Annotated in this window: 12 protein-coding genes; 6 read left to right on the top strand and 6 right to left on the bottom strand. The window is 71.2% G+C overall.

All coding sequences use genetic code 11. The features are described 5' to 3' along the window. Positions 1–3 precede the first annotated feature (3 nt). The 5 genes from QNO21_RS02435 to QNO21_RS02415 are packed head-to-tail and all read left to right on the top strand — an operon-like array spanning position 4 to position 6251. Positions 4–1008: a carbohydrate ABC transporter permease gene (locus tag QNO21_RS02435; RefSeq protein ID WP_285178411.1), complete on the top strand. Its 1005-nt coding sequence runs from the start codon at positions 4–6 to the stop codon at positions 1006–1008. Beyond that, positions 1005–1886 carry a carbohydrate ABC transporter permease gene (locus QNO21_RS02430; protein WP_257519636.1) on the top strand — a complete coding sequence of 294 codons (882 nt, stop codon included), beginning with the start codon at positions 1005–1007 and terminating at the stop codon, positions 1884–1886. Before QNO21_RS02435 ends, QNO21_RS02430 begins: the two co-directional genes overlap by 4 nt. After that, positions 1883–4375: a glycoside hydrolase family 2 protein gene (locus QNO21_RS02425; protein ID WP_257519638.1), complete on the top strand. Its 2493-nt coding sequence runs from the start codon at positions 1883–1885 to the stop codon at positions 4373–4375. The genes QNO21_RS02430 and QNO21_RS02425 overlap by 4 nt, the downstream gene beginning before the upstream one ends. Next, positions 4372–5331 carry a glycoside hydrolase family 113 gene (locus QNO21_RS02420; RefSeq protein ID WP_257519639.1) on the top strand — a complete coding sequence of 320 codons (960 nt, stop codon included), beginning with the start codon at positions 4372–4374 and terminating at the stop codon, positions 5329–5331. The genes QNO21_RS02425 and QNO21_RS02420 overlap by 4 nt, the downstream gene beginning before the upstream one ends. Next, positions 5328–6251, top strand: coding sequence for an N-acetylglucosamine kinase (locus QNO21_RS02415; protein WP_257515082.1), 924 nt, complete (start codon positions 5328–5330; stop codon positions 6249–6251). The genes QNO21_RS02420 and QNO21_RS02415 overlap by 4 nt, the downstream gene beginning before the upstream one ends. 72 nt (positions 6252–6323) lie before the next feature. Here QNO21_RS02415 and QNO21_RS02410 read toward each other — a convergent pair whose 3' ends face one another. The 5 genes from QNO21_RS02410 to QNO21_RS02390 form a co-directional block, all read right to left on the bottom strand. Next, on the bottom strand, positions 6324–8141 hold the full coding sequence (locus QNO21_RS02410; protein ID WP_257519640.1) for an ABC transporter ATP-binding protein: 1818 nt from the start codon (positions 8139–8141) through the stop codon (positions 6324–6326). Next, positions 8138–9949 carry an ABC transporter ATP-binding protein gene (locus QNO21_RS02405; protein ID WP_257514942.1) on the bottom strand — a complete coding sequence of 604 codons (1812 nt, stop codon included), beginning with the start codon at positions 9947–9949 and terminating at the stop codon, positions 8138–8140. Before QNO21_RS02405 ends, QNO21_RS02410 begins: the two co-directional genes overlap by 4 nt. A gap of 425 nt (positions 9950–10374) precedes the next feature. Beyond that, entirely contained in the window at positions 10375–10866 is a 492-nt protein-coding gene (locus QNO21_RS02400; RefSeq protein WP_257514941.1) for a methylated-DNA--[protein]-cysteine S-methyltransferase, read from the bottom strand. Beyond that, a complete protein-coding gene (locus QNO21_RS02395) occupies positions 10863–12404 on the bottom strand; it encodes an AlkA N-terminal domain-containing protein (protein ID WP_257519641.1) in 1542 nt (513 codons plus the stop codon). Before QNO21_RS02395 ends, QNO21_RS02400 begins: the two co-directional genes overlap by 4 nt. Before the next feature lie 138 nt (positions 12405–12542). Beyond that, on the bottom strand, positions 12543–13349 hold the full coding sequence (locus QNO21_RS02390) for a hypothetical protein (protein ID WP_257519642.1): 807 nt from the start codon (positions 13347–13349) through the stop codon (positions 12543–12545). A 159-nt stretch (positions 13350–13508) separates the two neighbouring features. Here QNO21_RS02390 and QNO21_RS02385 point away from each other — a divergent pair, with 159 nt between their 5' ends. Beyond that, positions 13509–14936 (top strand): dihydrolipoyl dehydrogenase family protein, encoded by a 1428-nt coding sequence (locus QNO21_RS02385; protein WP_257519643.1) that lies wholly within the window; start codon positions 13509–13511, stop codon positions 14934–14936. Positions 14937–14987: 51 nt separating this feature from the next. Here QNO21_RS02385 and purH read toward each other — a convergent pair whose 3' ends face one another. Next, positions 14988–16595 (bottom strand): bifunctional phosphoribosylaminoimidazolecarboxamide formyltransferase/IMP cyclohydrolase, encoded by a 1608-nt coding sequence (gene purH / locus QNO21_RS02380; RefSeq protein WP_257514937.1) that lies wholly within the window; start codon positions 16593–16595, stop codon positions 14988–14990. Positions 16596–16608 lie beyond the last annotated feature (13 nt).

The raw sequence follows: 16608 nt of genomic DNA, 5'->3' as shown, positions 1-16608 counted from the left end.
GAGATGTCACTGGCCACACCGGGGGCGGCACCAGCCGATGCGCCCGCCGTCCTCTCCGCCCCGGCGCGATCCCGCCGGCTGCGCGGCACACGCCGCGCAGCCGCGGGAGGCACCGCGGCGCCGGGCGGGCGACCCGCCGGGCGCCGCCTGGCAGGCCGCCTCACCCCATGGCTGTTCCTGTCGGGCGCGGTGGGCCTGCTGCTGCTGTTCACGTACTGGCCCGCGCTGAACCTGTTCTGGTACAGCGTGACGGACTGGGACGGCATCGATCTCACCAAGGAGTTCGTCGGCCTCGACAACTACGCGCAGGTCTTCACCGACCCGCGCATCTTCAACGTCTTCTGGGTGAGCCTGTACTACTTCGCCGCCTCGTTCGCGCAGATGGCCATCGCCCTGTACTTCGCGACGATCCTGAGCTTCTCCACGCGACTGTCGAGCTTCTTCCGCGGCATCCTGTTCTTCCCGTATCTCATCAACGGCGTGGCCGTCGGGTTCGTGTTCCTCTATCTGTTCCAGCCCGGGGGAACGCTCGACACGGTGCTGGCCTGGTTCGGACTCGCCGACCCGCCGCAATGGCTCGGCAATCCCGACATCGTCAACTGGTCACTGGCGGGCACCTCGGTGTGGCGCTACACCGGACTGAACTTCGTGCTGTTCCTCGGCGCCATCCAGTCCATCCCCCATGAGCTGTACGAAGCGGCGGAGCTGGACGGTGCCAGCCGATGGCAGCAGTTCTGGGCCATCATCTTCCCCGGCATCCGTCGCATCATCGGCCTGAGCTTCATCCTCGCCATCGCCGGCAGCCTCTCGGTGTTCGAGATCCCCTTCATCATGACCGGCGGCGCCAACGGCTCGGCGACGTTCGTCATCCAGACGCTGCAGACGGCGTTCAACTTCCGCCAGGTGGGGCTCGCCTCGGCGATGGCTGTGGTGCTGCTGATCATCGTGCTGCTGGTGACCTGGATCCAGCGAGCGCTCTTCCCCGACGAGAAGGTGGACCTGACATGACCGTCGCCGTCGCGCCGCGCCGCCGGCACGCACCCTCGGGTCGCACGCTCGGCGAGCGCCTGCGCTCCACAAGCGCCACGACCGCCAAGTACGCCAGCCTGGTCCTCGCCGCCGTGGTGACCCTGCTGCCCCTGTCGGTGCTGCTGTTCGCGAGCCTCAAGACGGCACCGGAGTACGCGCAGTCCGGGCCCTTCGACCTGCCGCAGAACTGGCTGAACTTCGACAACTTCGTCACCGCGTTCACCAGCGGCAAGATGCTCGAGGGCTTCGTCAACACCGGCATCGTGCTGGCCGTCTCGCTCGTCGGCACCGTGTTCCTCGGCACGATGGCCGCCTATGCGCTGGACCGGTTCGCCTTCCGCGGCAAGAAGCTGGTCATGGTGCTGTTCCTCATCGCCACCCTCATCCCCGGGGTGACCAGCCAGGTCGCCACCTTCCAGCTGATCAACGGGCTGGGACTGTACGACACCAAGGCCGCGCTCATCCTGCTGTTCATGGGCACCGACATCATCGCCATCTACCTGTTCATCCAGTTCATGGCCTCGATCCCGATCTCGCTCGACGAGGCGGCCATGATCGACGGGGCCAACCGCTGGACGATCTACTGGCGGGTCGTGCTGCCGCTGCTCAAGCCCGCCATCGCCACCGTGGTCATCATCAAGGGAATCGCCATCTACAACGAGTTCTACGCCGCTTTCCTCTACCTGCCGTCGGAGGGGTTCATCTCCACCTCGCTGTTCCGGTTCAAGGGCCCGTTCGGGGCGCAGTGGGAGGTCATCGCCGCCGGCACCATCGTCGTCATCATCCCGACTCTCCTGGCCTTCCTGCTGCTGCAGCGGTGGATCTACCGGGGCCTCACCGCGGGAGCCGTGAAATGAGCCTGGAGCGCAGGGAACTCCACGACGGCTGGACCGCGCAGGCAGCCGCCGGTCCCGCCCCTGCTCACCTGCGCGATGTGGTGATCCCCGCCGCGGTGCCCGGGACCGTCCACACCGACCTACTGGCGGCCGGTCTCATCCCCGACCCCTACCGGGGCGCCAACGAGAACCTGCTGGCGTGGATCGGCCTGGTGGACTGGACCTACCGCACCACTTTCGCGTGGACCCCAGACGGGCACACGCGCCATGACCTCGTGTTCGACGGCATCGACACGGTCGCCGAGCTGTCGCTCAACGGCCACGCGCTGGGCGACGTGGCCAATCAGCACCGCTCCTACCGGTTCGCCGTCGACGGCAGGCTGATCGACGGCGACAACGAGCTCGTGGCGCGCTTCCGCGCCCCCGTCCCCTACGCCAACGCGCAGAGCCTGGCGCTCGGCGCGCGGCCGAGGCCCTATCCGCTGCCGTACGAGGCGATCCGCAAATCGGCGTGCAACTTCGGCTGGGATTGGGGCATCGCCACCTACACCAGCGGGCTCTGGCGACCGGTGCGCCTGGAATCGTGGTCGGTCGCGCGCCTGGCCGAGGTACGGGTGACGGCGACACCGGACGGTGCCGGCGGCGCCGTCGATATCGAGGCCCTGATCGAGCGGTCGCCGGATGCCACGGACCACCCGCTCACCGCCCGCCTCGCCGTCGACGGTCCAGGCGTCCCGGCCGCAGGTGCGCCCACCGCCGACGCGGACATCGCGGGAGACCGCGTGCACCTGCGCGTCACTCTCGACGACGTCAGACGATGGTGGCCGGCGGGGTACGGCGACCAGCCGCGGTACGACGTGGACGTCCAGCTGGCGGCCGGCGATCTGCTCGACGCGACGCGACGCGCGGTCGGGTTCCGCACCGTGCGGTGGGACACCGAGCCCGATGCCGCCGGCACGCCCTTCACGCTGGTCGTCAACGATCAGCCCGTCTTCGTCAAGGGCGTCAACTGGATCCCCGACGACGCGCTCCCCGCGCGCGTGGACCGCGCCCGGTATGAGCAGCGCCTGCGCCAGGCGGTCGCGGCGAACCTCAACCTCGTCCGCGTCTGGGGCGGCGGCATCTACGAATCCGACGACTTCTACGACCTGTGCGACCAACTGGGGCTGCTGACGTGGCAGGACTTCCTCTTCGCCTGCGCCGCCTACCCCGAGGAGGAGCCGCTACGTTCCGAGATCGAGGCCGAGGCGCGGCAGAACATCGTGCGCCTGGCATCCCACCCCTCGCTCGTGCTGCTGACCGGCAACAACGAGAACCTGTGGGGGTTCGAGGACTGGGGCTGGAAGCGTCGCCTGGACGGCGCGACGTGGGGTGCTCACTACTACTACGCGCTGTTCCCCGGACTCGTGGCGGAACTCGCTCCCCACGTCCCCTACTCCCCCGGCAGTCCGTTCAGCCCGGGAACCACCTGGGACGGCGCCGTGCAGTCCGGTTTCCACCCCAACGACGAGGCGCACGGCACCACGCATCTGTGGGAGCAGTGGAACCGTCGCGACTGGCCGACCTACCGCGAGCACCGTCCACGGTTCGTGGCCGAGTTCGGCTGGCAGGGGCCGCCCACGTGGACCACGCTCACCGGCGCCCTCGACGACGACCCGTTGACGCCGGAGTCCCCCGGCATGATCGTGCACCAGAAGGCCCAGGACGGGAACGTCAAGCTGGCCGACGGCCTGCTGTCCCACTTCCGCATGCCCGCCGACATGGAGACCTGGCATTGGGCCATGCAGCTGAACCAGGCGGTGGCGGTGCGGACGGCGCTGGAGCACTTCCGCTCCTGGGCGCCCCACACCATGGGTGCCGTGGTGTGGCAGCTGAACGACTGCTGGCCGGTCACCTCGTGGGCCGCGGTCGACGGCGAGGGCCGTGCCAAGCCGCTCTTCCATGCGCTGCGGGCGGCGTTCGCTCCCCGTCTGGTGACGGTGCAGCCCCGTGAGGACGGGCTCGCCGTCGTGCTGGGAAACGACACCGCTGAGGCCTGGGCGGGCACGCTGCGCGCGCGCCGGCTGCGTTTCGACGGCACCGAATCGGCGCGCGTCGACCTGGCCTTCCAGGTGGCCCCTCGTGCCTCGACGACGATCGGCGTCCCGCGGAACGTCGCCGATCCGGCCGATCCCGCAGCCGAGCTGCTGGTCGCCGAGACCACCGACGAACGGGGGCTGTGGTTCTTCGTCGAGCCGCGTGACAGTGCGCTGCCCGACCCCGACCTGAGCGTGTCGACGGAGGTCACGGCGGACGGGACCGTCGTCACCGTGACGACGGATGCGCTGGCCCGGGACCTCACGCTGCTCGCCGACAAGGTGCATCCCGATGCCCACGCGACCGACGGACTCATCACGCTGCTGCCGGGGGAATCGGCACGCGTCCTCATCACCGGCGCCGGAGCCCTCAGCGCCGACGCGCTGCGCGATCCCCGTGTGCTGCGCACCGCCAACCAGCTGGTGGTGCGATGAGCGGGCTCGACACCTTCGTCTGCGGCATGACCTGGGGGTGGACCGGTGTCCGCGGCACCTGGCTGACCGACGCGGCAGAGCGGTCCATGCGCGAGATGGCCGACCACGGCGTGACCTGGACCGCCCTGTCGTACGCCGCGCTGCAGCAGACGCCGTTCTCGACGGAGATCCCCTTCGACGCGGAACCCACGGTCACCGATGCCGAGATCGTCAGCGCCATCCGCCGGGCGCACGCCCTGGGCATGCGCGTCTGCCTGAAACCCGTCGTGAACGTCGCGGACGGCACCTGGCGGGCCCACATCGGCTTCTTCGACTGGGACGTTCCCGGGGAGCCCAGCTGGACGCAGTGGTTCGCCTCGTACACGCGCTTCATCGTGCACGCCGCGCGCATCGCCCAGGCCGAGGGGTGCGCCATGCTGTCGGTCGGCTGCGAGATGGTGCGCGCCGACGGACAGGAGGAGCACTGGCGCCGGCTCATCACGGCGGTGCGCGCGGAGTTCACCGGACTCATCACCTACAACTGCGACAAGTACCAGGAGGACCGCATCACCTGGTGGGATGCCGTCGATGTCGTCTCCTCCAGCGGGTACTACCCCGTCGACACCTGGGAGGACCAGCTCGACCGGATCGAACCGGTCGTGAGGGCGTCGGGCAAGCCGTTCCTCTTCCTCGAAGCCGGCTGCCCGAGCCGCTCCGGTTCCGCGGAGCGACCGAACGACTGGACGCTTCCCGGGGAACCGGACGGCGGGGAGCAGCTGCGGTACTACCGGGCGATGTTCCGCGCACTCTCTCGGCGGGACTGGGTGCGCGGCATCGTGCTGTGGGACTGGCCGGCCCACCTGTATGCGCCGGACGACGCCGGACACAACGACGACTACTGCCCATACGGCAAGCCGGCCGGGGCGTTCCTGCGCGAGACGTACCGCGCGCTCGCACGGCAGGAGCCGGTCGGATGATCGAACCGGCGGTGCTGGCGATCGACGCCGGACAGACGGGCATCAAGACGCGCGTGCAGTGGGCCGGTGCGGCGCACGAGGATGTCTTCCCCGGCATCCGCACCCATGCCCCGCTGTTGCCGCAGCTGGCGCAGGTCGCGCGTGCGGTCATGGCGCGCGCGAGCGCACCGGTCTCGGTGGTCGCGGCCGGAGTGTCCGGCCTCACGTCCGGTGAGGCGGATGCCGGTGCGCTCGGGCGATTGCTGACCGGCACCGCGGTGACCCGCACGGTGCTCGCACACGACTCCACGACCGCCTTTCTCGGCGCCCTCGGCGACCGGCGCGGCGCGGTCATCGCCGCGGGCACCGGGGTGGTCACCCTCGCTGTCGGGGCCACCACCATGGCCCGCGTGGACGGGTGGGGATACCTGATCGGCGACGCCGGCAGTGGGTACTGGATCGGGCGGGAGGCGCTGGACGCGGCCCTTCGCGACTACGACGGTCGCGGTCCCGCCACGGCCCTGCGGTCGGCGGCCGAACAGCGGTGGCCGTGCCTGACCGAGGCGTACATCGATCTGCAATCGCGTGACGACCGGGTCACGATCATCGCCTCGCTCGCCACGGATGTCGCCGCACTCGCCGAGTCCGGTGACGCCGTCGCGCAGGACATCACCCGGCGGGCGGCCCGCGAACTCGCGCACAGCGTGACCACGGCCCTGTACCGGGTCGACCGTCCTGCGGATGGCGCCCTGCCCGTCTGCGCGCTGGGCGGCGTCTTCCGCGCCGAGGCGCTGCGTGCCGCATTCGCCGCCGACATCGCCACCGTCGATCCCGCCACCGAACTCGTGGCGCCGTCGGGCCAGGGTCTGGACGGCGCCGTCGCCCTCGCCGCCCTCTCCCCCCGGCATCCGCTCGCGGCGTCGGTCTCGGTGAGCGGGTGAGGCCGGTCGGGCCCCGCTGAGTCCTCGGGACGGGCGGGCGGGACGGCCGTGACCGCCCCGCTCACCCGGTGCTCAGACCAGCGACTCCCGCCAGGCGGCATGCAGCTGGGCGAACTTGCCGGTGCCGGCGATGAGGGCCGCCGGAGTGTCGTCCTCGATGATGCGGCCGTGCTCCATGACCAGCACGCGGTCGGCGATCGCGACCGTCGACAGTCGGTGCGCGATGATGATCGCGGTGCGGTCCGACAGCAGCGTCTGCAGCGCCTCCTGGATCATCCGCTCACTGGGCATGTCCAGCGAGGCGGTCGCCTCGTCGAGGATGAGCACCGCAGGATCGGCCAAGAACGCGCGGGCGAACGAGATCAGCTGACGCTGACCGGCCGACACCCGGCCGCCGCGCTTGTTGACGTCGGTGCTGTACCCGTCGGGCAGCGCCTGGATGAACGCGTCGGCGCCGACCGCGCGTGCCGCAGCCACGATCTCGTCCATCGTCGCGTCGGGCTTTCCGAGCGCGATGTTGTCGGCGATGGTGCCACTGAACAGGTACGCCTCCTGCGTGACCATGACGATCGCGCGCCGCAGATCCTTCGGGTGCAGGTCGCGCAGATCCACACCGTCCAGGCTCACCTCGCCGCGGCTCGGGTCGTAGAACCGCGACACGAGCTTGGCCAGCGTGGATTTGCCCGCACCCGTCGTCCCCACCAGGGCCACGGTCTGGCCGGCGGGGATGTCGAGCGAGAAGTCGGGCAGGATCGTGCGGCCCGCGCCGTATCCGAACTCGACGCCGTCGAAGCGCACGTGACCGCGGGCGTGCCAGAGGTCCACCGGCACGGCCGGGTCGGGGACGGTCGGCTCCTCCTCGAGGATGCCCGACACCTTCTCGAGCGCGGCGGTTGCCGACTGGTAGGAGTTGAGGAACATCGCGATCTCCTCCAGCGGGCTGAAGAAGTTGCGGATGTAGAGCACCACCGCCAGCAGGCTGCCGATGAGGAACGAGCCGTCCACGACCCGCAGCGCGCCCCACAGCAGCACGATCGCCATCGTCACGTTGGCGATGAGGATCAGGCCGGGGTCGAGGATGCCGAACAGGCGCACGAGCTTCAGGTTCACCCGGCGGTAGTCCGCCGAGATCTCGCCGAACTCGGCGTCGTTGCGCTTCTCCTTTCGGAAAGCCTTCACCGCGCGGATGCCGGTCATCGTCTCGACGAACTGCACGATCAGTCGCGCACTGACGACCCGCGACAGGCGGAAGCCCTTCTGGGATTCCCGGTAGAACCAGCGCATGAGGAGGAACAGCGGCAAGCCCATGACGACGAGGATGAGGCCCGACTGCCAGTCCACGAGGAAGAGCGCGACCAGCGTGAAGACGCCGTACAGCGCCCCCTGCACGAGTTGGTTCAGTCCCCCGTCGAGGAGTTCCCGGATCGACTCCAGGTCGCTCGTCTGCCGCGAGATGATGCGTCCAGAGGTGTAGGTCTCGTGGAACTCCAGGCTCAGCCGCTGGGTGTGACGGAAGATGCGCGTGCGCAGGTCCATCAGCACGGCCTGGGTCAGCCGTGCCGACAGCAGCACGTACCAGGCGATGAGCAGGGCACCCATCACGCCCGACACGAGGTACATCGCCGTCACGCCGAAGGCCGGCATCCAGTCGGCGTATTCCACGGCACGCGGCAGGGCCTCGTTGATCCCCCACGCGATGAGGGCGGGGCCGAGGACCCGCAGACCGGTAGAGGCGACCAGCACCAACCCCGTCAGCACCAGCAGCCCCTTCATGGGGCGCACGAGCGACCACAGCAGCCGCAGCGAGCGGCGCCGGATCGTGCGGCTTTCTTCCTGGGTGTAGTCGTCGCGGTCTTCGCCGCTGGTCCCCTGGACGCTGGACGCGCTCACAGGTTCACCTCCGTCTCGCGCTGGGTGCGTTCCTCGGCTTCGAAGCTCGAGATGACGTATCGGTAGTGCTCGCTCGTGCGCAGCAGTTCGCTGTGGGTGCCGACGGCCGTGATGCGGCCCGCCTCGAGCACCGCCACACGGTCGGCCATGGCGACCGTGGACGGGCGGTGGGCCACGATGAGCGCGGTCGTGGTCGCCAGCACTCGTCGCAGCGCCGCCTCGACGAGGGCCTCGGTGTCGACGTCGAGCGCCGACAGCGGGTCGTCCAGCACCAGCACGCTCGGACGCGCCGCCACGGCACGCGCCAGCGCCAGGCGCTGACGCTGCCCACCGGACAGGCTCAGCCCCTCCTCGCCGACGAGGGTGTCGACGCCTTCTGGCAGTTCGTGCACGAACTGCGCCTGTGCGATGGCGAGGGATTCCGCCAGCACGGCGTCGGCCTCGGGGCTGTCGGGGCGCAGGTCGTCACGGCCGAGCAGCACATTCTCGCGCACCGACGAGGAGAACAGCGTGGCATCCTCGAAGGCCATCGCAACGTGCCGGCGCAGGTCCTCGAGGGTGAGGTCGCGCACGTTGACGCCGTCCAGCTCCACCGCACCCTCGGTGACGTCGTAGAGGCGCGCGGGCAGGGTGGTGAGGGTGGTCTTGCCCGAGCCGGTGAGGCCGACGAGGGCCATCGTCTCCCCCGGCTGCAGCACGAGGTCGATGCCATCGAGCAGGTCGCGCTCGTCGGCACCGGCATCCTGATACCGGAAGTGCACGCCGCGGAAGGCCAGCTCACCGCGGGGCTGGGCGATCGTCTTCGGGTTCACCGGGTCGACGATGTCGTTGGTCTCATCGAGCACCTCGAACACGCGGTCGGTGGCCGTACGGGCGTCGACGAGGAAGGCGAAGAGGAAGCCGAGCGACTCGAGCGGCCAGCGCAGCGCCGTCGCCATCGCGAAGAAGGCGAAGAGCTCTCCCACCGTGAGCTGATCCTCGCTGGCGAGCCAGATGCCGATGAGCAGGCACACGGCGAACGCCACCATCGGTACGACCTCAAGCCAGAACCAGAGCACACCCACCTCGCGCGCCTTGCGCAGCTCGGTGGTGCGCAGCGTCTGCACCTGCGCGGTGAACTTCTGCAGCGCGTGCTTGCCGCGGCCGAAGGCCTTGAGCACGCGGATGCCGTGCACGCTCTCTTCCACCGACGTGGCGAGGTCCCCGGCCTGGTCCTGGCTCTGACGCGCCAGCACGCCGTACGTGCGCTCGAATCGGAATCCGAAGAACCACAGCGGGATCGACACCACGAGGAACGTGGCGCCCAGCGCCCAATGCCAGCGGAAGAGGAAGAAGGCGCCGATGATGATCGTGAGCACGTTCACCAGCAGCAGGATCGAGCCGAACGCGAGCCACCGGCGGATCAGGTTGATGTCCTGCATCATGCGGCTGAGCAGCTGACCGGACTGCCAGCGGTCGTGGAACGACACCGGCAGGCGCTGCAGCCGACGGTAGAACTGCTGACGGATCTCGTACTCGACGCCGGTGGCCGGGCTGAGGACGAACGCGCGGCGGAGCCAGACGAAGAAGGCCTCGAGCACGCCGAGCACCAGCACACCCGCCGCCGCCCAGACGATGAGCGGAATGTCACCGGTCGCGATGGGGCCGTCGACGGCGGCTTCGAGGACGAGCGGGATCAGCAGGCTGACCAGCGCGGCACCGAACGCGGCGATGAGGCCGCCGATGAGACGCGGCATCACGGGTTTGACGAACGGCAGGAGTCGCGCGAGCGCACGGGGTGTGGAGAGTCTCTGAGGCGAGGAAGACATGGTCCTTCGAGGGGTTGGATCCGGATGCGCGGGGCTTCGGCGGGGGCGGTTCGATTCGGCGGGGGCGGCCGTGCGACGACTCCGGCGGGTCACGCCGGGGCGGCGCTCGTCGGCCCGGGGCCGTCGGCTTCGCTGACGTGGGCGCGGAAAGGGGCAGGGAGCGAGCGGGCACCGACTCCGGTCCGCAGCGCAACTCTCACCACCCGGTGAGGACGGCGCGTGCGGCGCGGCGGGGCGGGAACCTCGCTGGGGACCGGCGCCTACCCGGCCACCGGTCGACGACCGGCGGGGGCGAGGAGGCGCACGATCGGCTTCGCGGTGACGGCGGCCTGGTACATGGCGTCCTCCTCAGTCGTGGGATGCTGCCGCGAAAGGCGACAGCCCTCCAGACTATCCCTGGGAATTCCCTGAACGCAACACCCGATTCAGGCGGACTCGTGCACCAGGAGAGCCCGCTTGATGTGAAGGCCCCACGCGAAGCCGCCTAGGCTGCCGTCGGCGCGCATCACGCGGTGGCACGGCACGAAGAGCGCCGGCGCGTTGCGGGCGCAGATCGACGCGGCGGCGCGCACGGCGGCGGGCTGGCCCATCGCCGCGGCGAAGGCGGTGTAGGTCAGCGGTCGGCCCGGCTCGATGCGGCGCAGGGCATCCCAGCCGGCCCGCTGCAGCGCGGTGCCCTGCTGCACGACGCTCACGCGGTCGATCGCCCGCAGGTCGCCGCCGTAGTAGGCGAGGACGGCACCGGCGGCATCCGTCGCCCCCGCCCGCACCGTCTCAGGGCGCAGCGCCGGGTGGATGCGGGTGATCATCGCGTCCGCGTCGGCCGTCCAGCCCGAGGCGAGCACGCGGCCTTCGGCGTCGGCGACGATCGTGAAGGGGCCGTCGGCGGTGTCGATGGTCTCGATGAGGGCGGTCATGCGGGGACTCCTTCGGGTTCCGGCGCCGGTTCGGGGGTCGGTTCGGGGGGCGTGTGCTGCCCGGCGGGTGGGCGCAGGGCGGCTCGCCAGAGGTGGGCGGTCAGATATGTGCGCCAGGGCGCGGTGCGCGCGGACCAGGCGACGAGACCCGCGGGGTCCGCGGGAATCCCGAGGGCGGCAGCGCCTGTGCGGGCGGCGACATCGCCGGGCAGCAGCACGTCGGGGTCGCCGGTCACGCGCATGCGCACGTAGTCGGCCGTCCACGGCCCGACACCGGGGAGGGCCAAGAGGCGTGCCCGCTGGTCGGCGGCGTCGTCGCCGGGCGAGAGCGTCAGCTCGCCCGACGCCATCAGTCCCGCCGCGCCGGTGAGTGCCCGGACGCGGGCGGCCGGCCCGCGCAGCACGTCGGCGCCGTGCTCGGCGATGGCCGCCATCGTCGGGAACAGCCGGTCGGTGCCCTCGTGGGCCGGGACCCTCTCCCCCAGCGCCTCGGTCAGCCGCACCAGCGCGGTGCGGGCGGCCGCCACCGAGATCTGCTGCCCGACCATCGCGCGGATGAGCATCTCGTGCGGGTCGGCGGCGCCGGGCACCCGCATGCCCGGGGTCGAAGCGAGCGAGGCGCGCAGTTCGGGGTGGCGCCCGAGCGCCTCGTCGACGGCGACGGGGTCGGCATCCAGGTCGAACAGCCGCCGCGCCCGCGCCACCAGCGTCGGCAGATCGCCCAGCCGGGTCAGCCGGGCGTCGAGCCGCACCCGGTCGGGGCCTGCGGCGCGCAGGCGGAACCAGGCCGGTCCGCCGGGGAGCGCGAGCGTGCGTGCGAAAGAGGTCGCCGTCGCCGTCTCGACGCCGGCGATGGCACGGGCGGACATCCAGGCGAAGAGCCCGTCGACGTCGAACGGCGGGCGTACGGGGAGGACGAGGTCGATGGCGCCGGCGTCGGCGCCGGGGTCGGCGTCGGGGCCCTGGCCTGCGCGGGTGCCGGGACGGCGAGCGCGTAGCTGCTGGGGCGGCATCCCGAAGACCTCGCGCACGGTGTCGTTGAACTGGCGGACGCTGGCGAAGCCCGCCGAGAAGGCGACGTCCGCGATCGGCAGGTCGGTGCCGACGAGCAGCATGCGGGCGGTGTGCGCGCGGTGGGCGCGGGCGAGCGCGAGGGGGCCGGCGCCGAGTTCGGCGGTGAGCAGGCGCGAGAGGTGCCGGCTGGAGTATCCGAGGCGCGCGGCCAGGCCCGGCACGCCTTCGCGCTCGACGACGCCGTCGGCGATGAGGCGCATGGCGCGGCCGGCGGTGTCGCCGCGCAGGTCCCAGGCCGGCGATCCCGGTGCGGCCTCGGGGAGGCACCGCTTGCAGGCGCGGTAGCCGGCCTCGTGGGCGGCAGCGCTCGTGTCGAAGAACTCGACGTTGCCGGGCTTGGGTGTGCGCGCGGGGCAGCTGGGGCGGCAGTAGATGCCGGTCGTGCGCACGGCCGTGACGAACTGGCCATCGAAGCGCGCGTCGCGCGCGTGGATGGCGCTGTAGCGCTCGTCGAATCCGGGCATGTCTCCAGCCTGCCACTCCCGCACCCCACCCACTCGCGGGAATCGGACATCAGTGCCGAGTGAGTATTCTCGCGCTTGAGTGAGTATTCGCGTCGTGTCCGTCGTGAGCGCGGAGTAGATCCCCGCGCCCGCCCCCCGCTATGCGGCGAATTCGTCGTCGAGGCTGTGGAGCTGCCCGAGCGGTGTCGCCCTGGCGCGCGCGAGGGTCGCGTCGTCGATGAGCCCCCGTGCGTGCAGGATCTGCAGCGCGGCCTCGCGGTCGGCCTCGATCCCTGCCCGCTCGCTTTCCGGGAGCTGCGCGATGAGGCGGGCGGTCTCGCTCGGGTCGGCGCCCGCGGGCATGGCGGGCGTCTCGGCGACGGGCGCGCTTCGCCGCGTGCCGCGCCGGACCAGCTGCGCCACCAGCGACAGGACGGAGATGGCGAAGGTGACGACGGTGGCCGGGTACCAGTCCTGCCACCCGGTCGAACCGGGATAGGCGGCGATGTTCGGGAACGCCACCAGGCCGAAACCGGAGAACACCGCAGCGACGAGCACGATCCCCGCCGTGAAGCCGTCGTAGCGGGCACTGGCGCGCACCCAGCGCACCAGGAGCACGATCTGGGTCACGGCGGCGATAAGGAACAGCACCCCGGCGAGGGGCACCGAGCGAGCGGCATCCATGCGGAAGAACTCGAACCGGTCGGCTCCGAGCACGGCAACGGCCGCGGCCGGCGCGGCCACGCCGATGATGGCGAGGGTCACGAGCACCGCTGTGCCGGTCTGCGCGAGCCGTGACCGCTGCGGACGAGGCGCCGAGGCGTAGAGGGCACCGTCGCTGCCGAAGTGACGATGGATGCCGGGGTGATGCTGGAACGCGATCGTCTCCAGCCGCCCGAGCCTCACCGCCATGGCTGTCGAATGGTCCGCCGCCCACTCCCGAGCGGATGCGTGCACGAAGGTCATCGGCGTTCGGCTACGGTGGCGGCGGCCAGCCAGCCATGTCTCGGAGTCGGGGCGCGCGGAGGAGAAGGCCACGGCGCCAGGCTAGGGTCTGCCGACGTCATCGGGGAATCGACGTGCGACCGCTGGCGCCGCCGGCCGACGCCCGCTAGCGTGCCGGAGATGACCGAGCGCACCTACGACGTCGTCGTCATCGGAGCCGGAGCCGTCGGCGAGAACGCCGCCGACCGCGCCGTGCAGGGCGGACTGACGACGGTCATCGTCGAGGCCGAGCTGGTCGGCGGCGAGTGCTCGTACTGGGCATGCATGCCGTCCAAGGCGCTGCTTCGGGCCCCCTCCGCGCTCCGCGCCGCCCGTGCCGTCGCCGGGGCGCGCGAAGCGGTGACCGGCGACCTCGACGTCGCCGCGGTGCTCCGCCGACGTGACGGCATCACCCACGACTGGTCCGACGAGGGCCAGGTGCAGTGGCTCGACGGCGCCGGCATCGACCTGGTGCGCGGTCACGCGCGCCTGACCGGTATCCGTCGTGTCGAGGTCGCCTCCGCCGATGGCACCACGACCACGCTGGTCGCCCGGCACGCGGTCGTCGTCGCGACCGGTTCGGCCGCGCTCCTGCCCGACGTCGCCGGCCTCGCTGACATCCAACCGTGGACGAGCAGGGATGCCACCAGCGCCGAGACCGTGCCGGAGTCGCTGGCCATCATCGGCGGCGGGGTCGTCGCCGCCGAGATGGCGACGGCGTACGCCGCGTTCGGGGCCGCGGTCACCCTCATCGTGCGCTCGCGCCTGCTCGGGTCGATGGAGCCGTTCGCGGGCGAGTTCGTGGCGGCATCCCTCAGCGCGGCGGGTGTCGACATCCGCCGAGGAGTGGAGGTCCTCCGTGCCGAGCGGGAGCAGGGGGCGGATGCCGTGCTCCACCTCTCCGACGGCACGCGCGTCGCCGCCGCGGAGGTGCTCGTGGCCACCGGCCGCACGCCCCGCACCGGCGACCTCGGACTCGATGCGGTGGGGCTTTCCCCCGGCGACTGGCTCGAGACCGATGACACGATGCGCGTGCACGGCACCGACTGGCTGTACGCGGTCGGAGACGTGACCGGCCGGGCGCTGCTGACCCACCAGGGCAAGTACCAGGCGCGCGCCGCGGGCGACGTGATCGCCGCGCGCGCCCGCGGGGGCGCCGTGCAGGACGCGCCGTGGGGCGCGCACGTCGCCACCGCCGACCGCGCCGCCGTGCCGCAGGTCACCTTCACCGACCCCGAGGTGGCATCGGTGGGGCTCACGGCGAAGGCCGCGACCGACGCGGGGCTGCGCACCCGCGTGCTCGATTACGATCTGGCATCCGTCGCCGGTGCGTCGGTGTACGCGGACGACTACCGCGGGCAGGCCCGCGCCGTCGTCGACGAGGACCGCGGGGTGCTCGTCGGGGCGACCTTCGTCGGTCCCGATGTCGCAGAGCTGCTGCAGGCCGCGACGATCGCGGTGGTCGGCGAGGTGCCGCTCGAGCGGCTATGGCACGCGGTGCCCGCGTACCCGACCGTCAGCGAGGTGTGGTTGCGCTGGCTCGAGGCCTACGGGCGGCCGACTCCCTGACGCGAACGGGGCCGCGAATACTCACTCGACACCGCGAATACTCACTCTGCGTCAGTGGAAGAAGTGACGCTCCCCGGTGAAGTACATCGTGGCACCGGCGGCCCGCACCGCGTCGATGACCTCTTCGTCGCGCACCGAGCCTCCGGGCTGGATGATCGTGCGCACGCCGGCGTTGAGCAGCACCTGCACGCCGTCGGCGAAGGGGAAGAACGCATCGGATGCCGCGACCGAACCAGCCGCACGGTCGCCGGCCCGCTCCACCGCGAGCCGGCACGAGTCGACGCGGTTGACCTGGCCCATGCCGATCCCGACCGTGGCCGAGGCCTTCGCCAGCACGATGGCGTTGGACTTCACTGCCCGGCAGGTCTTCCACGCGAACGACAGGTTCATCAGGTCCTCGTCCGCGGGACGCTCGCCGGTGACCAACTGCCACCCGTCGACGAGCGACTCGATCTCGTTCGGGAACCGGTCGGCGTCCTGCAGCAGCAGGCCGCCCGACACCAGCCGCACGTCCATCGGCTCCTGGCGCCAGTCGGCGGGGAGCTTCAGCACCCGCAGGTTCTTCTTGAGCCGGAACACCTCCAGCGCCTCGGGCTCGAAGTCCGGCGCCACGATCACCTCGGTGAAGATGTCACGCAGATTCTCGGCCATCTTCAGCGTCACGGTGCGGTTCGCGGCGATGACGCCGCCGAACGCCGACACCGGGTCGCACTCGTGGGCGCGCAGGTGCGCCGACGCGATCGGATCCAGCGCCTGCGGGGCTGCCACGGCGATGCCGCACGGGTTGGCGTGCTTGATGATCGCCACGGCGGGCTTGATCAGGTCGAAGGCGGCGCGCAGGGCGGCGTCGGAGTCGACGTAGTTGTTGTAGGACATCTCCTTGCCCTGCAGCTGGGTGGCCTGGGCGATGCCGTGCCCGCCCGTCGTCGTGTAGATGGCGGCGCGCTGGTGCGAGTTCTCGCCGTAGCGCAGGTTCGCCAGCCGCTCGGCCTTGATGGTCAGGTGCGCGGGCAGGTCGCCTTCTTCGGCGAGGGTCTGCTCGGCGAACCACGTCGACACGGCCGTGTCGTACGCGGCGGTGTGCGAGAAGGCGCGGGCGGCGAGCTCCCGCCGCTGCGCGAGCGAGGTGCCGCCGGTGGCGATGGCGTCGATGACGGCCGGGTAGGACTCGGGAGAGACCACGACCGCGACGTTGGCGAAGTTCTTGGCGCTCGCGCGCACCATCGCAGGCCCGCCGATGTCGATCTGCTCGACGACGTCCTCGGCGGACGCACCCGAGGCGACCGTCTCGACGAAGGGATAGAGGTTCACCACCACGAGCTCGAACGGCGCGATGCCGAGCTCGGCGAGCTGCCGCTCGTGGTCCTCCAGGCGCAGGTCCGCCAGCAGGCCCGCGTGCACGCTCGGGTGCAGGGTCTTCACGCGCCCGCCCAGGGACTCGGGGAATCCGGTGACGGATGCCACATCGGTCACGGCGAAGCCCGCCTCGCGCACGGTGGCCGCCGTCGAGCCGGTCGAGACGATCTCGACGCCCGCATCGGCCAGGGCTCGGGCGAGCACGAGCAGATCGGTCTTGTCGCTCACCGACACGAGGGCGCGGCGCACCGGGACGATGTCGCGGGGACGGTACAGGGACGGGTCGTGGCTCGGGCCGGCCATGGAGAACTCCTCC

It is taken from the genome of Microbacterium sp. zg-Y818 (assembly GCF_030246905.1).
GTDB lineage: Bacteria > Actinomycetota > Actinomycetes > Actinomycetales > Microbacteriaceae > Microbacterium.
Note: the sequence above shows the minus strand (reverse complement) of the source record. Positions and strands in the feature narration are given on the sequence as shown.